At 57.6% G+C, this 1,324-nt stretch carries 1 protein-coding gene; it reads right to left on the bottom strand.

All coding sequences use genetic code 11. The annotated features are described in order from the left end of the window. The coding region (locus tag AC1D17_RS28985) for an ATP-dependent nuclease (protein WP_477568638.1) at positions 1–1,209 on the bottom strand (1,209 nt) is incomplete at its 3' end. Between the last annotated feature and the right edge of the window lie 115 nt (positions 1,210–1,324).

Genomic DNA, 1,324 nt, shown 5'->3' with positions numbered 1-1,324 from the left:
TTGCAAAGCGAAGGAATCCTCCTCCAGCGTTTGCCACCAGTCGTCCAGACCGCGTGCGATACCTTGCTCGGTCCGGCCTTCACCCACGATCACCTTGCGGACGAGGAACGCTTCGGGGGTCCCTCGAAGGTGTCGTTGTGCGGTGTCGGGGTCTTTCGCCGTCGCAGCGACCGAGGCAACAGTAGTGGTGCCGCCTTTCGCGCGGACGGCAAAGATATCCGCGGCGGTCAGCTCTCGAATAACGACCGGTGAATGCGTCGTGGCGAATATCTGAGGCTGTCCGGCGCCTTCATTCACCTTGGGCGTTTTCAAGTATTTAAGGAGGCGCGCGACGCGATGCGGCTCTAGGCCGTGCTCGATCTCATCGATGATCGCGATGTGGGGCGGGCCTGCGTCATGTTGCAGGGCCGATACCAGCAAGCGGGCGGAACCCGTGCCCAATCGGCGTAGAGGGAGATTGCCGTCGTGAAGTGAAATGCCTCCAGACGTGAGGCTGACACCCTGAACGTCGAGTTCGGCGGTGAACTTGCCTCGAACCGGAACCGCAAACAGCTTGCTGAGTTCTTCGGCCCGGTCCACGGCTTTCTTGAAGACACCTTGATCAGCCGCCTTGAAAGACATGCGAGCCGCGCGGCCCGCCTCTGCGAGCTGAAGACTGTACCCTTCGCCCGCCTCGCCAATGCGTGTGAGCACTGACGTTCGGCCCCAGCCGAGATGCCTTTCGGCGAAAGGGCCTAGCCGATTGGTGGCCAACTGCTTTGCATCTTTGTACCTCACGGTCGGTGGGTCGCTCTCGGCAGCGTCTATACGATCATTATGAATGGACCATCGCGCTTCGAGCGATTGGTCGATTACGACCATAATAGAGAGAGCCTCGTCGAGGCCTACGGCCGGCTCGTCGACAATCTTTGCTGCCGCTTGATCCCAACCGCGCGTATGAAGGCCGTAGCGATCTTCAGTGATGAAACTGGGAGGGAGCCCAGACAGCGTGATGATGATCCGTATGGGGTCGTTGATATTCAGATCGTAGAAATCGCAATCGTCAGCGAAGATATAAGAACGCGGATTCAAGCACAGCTCGATGGCGTCAAGGATTGTAGTTTTGGTAGAGTCGCCTGGCCCGATAAGGCAGTTCATGCCGGCTGCGGGCGCCCATGAAAAGTTCTTGATTCCTCTGAAGTTCTCGATCTCGATGAAGACGATGCGCATTCCATGCCCCCAGCTGACTCACGTCGTGAGTTCCAATTTCGTCTCTAATTGACGCTCGAAGCTTGATTGAGTCGAACTTCAAGTTGTTTCTATATCACCAAGCGCTCGTCTTAGC

This window comes from Pararhizobium sp. P1_E7, assembly GCF_056405855.1.
This window is presented reverse-complemented; position numbering and strand designations above follow the sequence as displayed.